This is a genomic window from Phaeobacter sp. B1627, from assembly GCF_006265095.1.
In the GTDB taxonomy this organism is placed as follows: domain Bacteria; phylum Pseudomonadota; class Alphaproteobacteria; order Rhodobacterales; family Rhodobacteraceae; genus Epibacterium.
In genome coordinates, this window is record NZ_VCNK01000086.1 from 1 (window position 1) to 2,853 (window position 2,853).

Annotated in this window: 3 protein-coding genes; all 3 read right to left on the bottom strand. The window is 64.3% G+C overall.

From position 1 onward, the window contains the following. On the bottom strand, positions 1-632 hold a 632-nt coding region (locus FGE21_RS19720), incomplete at its 3' end, for a phage portal protein (RefSeq protein ID WP_139665103.1). Further along, a complete protein-coding gene (locus tag FGE21_RS19725; protein WP_139665104.1) occupies positions 632-2,392 on the bottom strand; it encodes a terminase large subunit in 1,761 nt (586 codons plus the stop codon). The genes FGE21_RS19720 and FGE21_RS19725, both read right to left, overlap by 1 nt. After that, positions 2,392-2,853 (bottom strand): hypothetical protein (locus tag FGE21_RS20150; protein ID WP_176695505.1); only part of this gene is annotated, 462 nt, incomplete at its 5' end. The genes FGE21_RS19725 and FGE21_RS20150, both read right to left, overlap by 1 nt.

Sequence of the window (2,853 nt, forward strand, 5' to 3'; positions counted from 1 at the left end):
GGGCGCAGCCCATTGCGGAACATCCCCGCCGCCGCGCGATCCGCCGCCAGCGCTGAGGAAAAGGTCTGCAGGCCAAAGCGCAGCGTCGACATGCCGCCGAGCGGATTGCCCCCGGGGCCGCGTATGTGCAGAACATCCCGGTCCAGCCGCACATGGTCCGTGCCATTCTCGGCCCAGCGGTATTCGATCCGGCCAGTGCCCAGACGGCGCACCGACATGGCCTCCGGCTGAATGGGATAGAGCGCGGTCACCTGCCCGTCGCGGCGCACGACCGAGGCATAGGCATTGCCCCACAACTCCAGCGACAGGTTCATGAAGTCCCAAAAATCGAGCGCCGTCTGGTCATAGTTCGGGCTGGCGTAGATGACCTTGTGAACCGGGTGGTCGCGGACCACCTCCGCCACGCCCTCCTGCGTGTGCCGCCGGATCTCAAATGGCAGCGACGACAACGTGCCGCTGATCAGGTTGGCACAGCCCCAGACCGCCGACAGCCCGAGACTGGAGCTCGCGCTGACCACCTCCCCCGCATTGCCCGCAGATCCGCCCTGCCCGCGCTCATCGGTCCACCTCACGTCGTGGGCGGATTTGAGCTGCAGCCCCACGACAGACAGTGCCTTGCCAATCAGACTCATCAAGAAGCTCCAAGTGCTGCAAAAAAGCTGCTGCGTCGTTCGGCATCGCTGGTGTCATCCGGCACCTGACACAGCGGCCAAATGGCGTTCATGGTGGCAATCATGCCGTCAATGGAGTCTTCCGGCACCTGTTTGGTGGGATAGATATAGTCACCGCCCTGCACCTGTTTCTGCAGCGTGTTGCCCGCCATCCAGGTCAGCACCTCATTGCCATCATTGATCACCCGGTGATCCTCAACGCTGGCGATCAGCTTGTTGAACGGCTCATTGAGGTTCGACGCCCGAGAGCGCAGCTCCACCGCGCAGATCCCGGCTTTTTCCCAATTGGCCGCCATCTGTGCGGCATAGGCCGCGTCATAGACCACCATCTCCACATCGAGCACCGGCACATCCGCCCACCCCCAGCTGCCATCGCCCAGCCCCGCAAGCTGCAGGACCAGCGCCTCGATGATATTGAGATCCAGCTCCGCCCCGGGCGTGGTGAAGATCAGCCCCTGTTTCTGCCAGCCCCAAAGATGCTCGTTGCCCGGCGCCTCGACGATCTTCTGTGGCAGGAAATGCCAGCTGAACAGACGAAACAATTTGCCGTCCGGGATCAGCGCCACGACGCTGGCGGGATCCTTGCGGGTGGCGAGATCGACGCCGATATAGGCCTTGTGCCCGACATATTGCGCAAGGGTCATACGGCTGTCTTCACTGGCCCGCCACGCCTCCATATCGATCGCCGCCGCCCCGACGCTGGTCCAGATGTCCAGATGCTTGCGCAGGAACTCCCCCAAAGCCGCCGGGCTGGCCTCCGCCTTTTCCCATTCATCCTGCAAGTATTCCAGCGACTTGGCCGCATGCAGGCTGGGGTTCGCTTTGGCCCAGGTCGCGGGATCTCCCGGCGCGTCGCCCTCATCCGCTTCAAAGATCAGGCCAAAGTAGCGCTCATTCTTGCGCACCCCCTCCAGCAGGCTCTGCAGATATTTGCGCTGCTCAAAGCAAATGCCGCCCGTGTTGTAGCCCGCCGTCGTGATGGCGATCAGCAGCGGCTGCTCGCGCGCGCCCAACGCCGAGGCCATGGAATCCCAGACATCGCGTTTGTCATGCTCGTGCAGCTCATCGACAATGGCGCAATGCGGGTTCTTGCCGTCCTTGGATTTGGTCTGGCTGGCGATCGGCTGGAACACCGCCGCCGGATCGGTGGTCTTGATCTTGTGTTCCTCGACCGTGAGCCCCAGCAGCTCCTCCAGTGTCTGCCCCTCCGCCTCGCCGCTCATCGCCATGACCCGCGCCGCATCAAAGACGATCCGTGCCTGATGGGTCGAGGCCGCCGCCGAATAGACCTTGGCCCCCGGCTCGCCATCCGGCACCAGAAAATAGAGCGCCACCCCAGCCAAAAGCGTCGATTTACCGTTCTTGCGCGGCACCTCGACATAGGCGGTGCGGAAGCGGCGCAGCCCCGTGAGCCGGTGTCGCCAGCCGCCAATCTGGCCGATCATGAAGGCCTGCCAGGGCAAGAGCGTCAGCGTTTCGCCGCGTGCGGCCCAGGCACCCTCGATATGCGGCAGCGCCTCCAGAAACGCGCAGATATGTTCCGAGGCCTCATATTCGAACACATAGGGAAAGCTGTCGGTCCCCGCGCGGTCGAGATCCGCCTGAAAGCGCGCGCAGGCCTGCCGGATCCGCTTGCACGAGGGCACGCGCCCCGCCAAAACATCCGCCGCCCAGTCCAGGCCGCGCTGGGTGATGGGCGTTGCAACCGATGTCTCCGGCATCAGGACCGCCCGCCCTTGCGCGTCAGAGGCCGGAAAGGCGTCACCACCTTGCCGCCCTCGGCCGCCGCGGCCGGATCCTCGAGCAGGCCCATAAAGGACGTCTGGCCGGTCTGGCCCTGTTTCGCCCTCACATAGGGCGTGCCCAACAGCTCGCGCTCCAGCACCGCCAGCCGGTTCTCATGCGCCGCGCGCTGTTGCGACAGGCCGGACAGGTAGTTGCCCTCGGTGGCCTCGAACCCCTCATCGACGATCAGGATCGACAGCCGGTCAAAGGCCGCCCGGTGCACCGCATAACGCACAACCTGACCAAAGACCGGCTCATCCACCAGCCCGTCGCGTTTGAGATAACGCAGCAAGCTCTCGCCATGCGCCCGCTCCACATCGTCAAAATGAGGCGGCCAGCCGCCGAGCATATTGACCAGTTTCTGAATGTCCGTGCCGCAGTGGTGCATACCCCCCCC

What these genes read in the sequence shown, in the direction of transcription:
- FGE21_RS19725 (WP_139665104.1), bottom strand. Translation starts at nt 2,392, where the DNA reads ATGCCGGAGACATCGGTTGCAACGCCCATCACCCAGCGCGGCCTGGAC.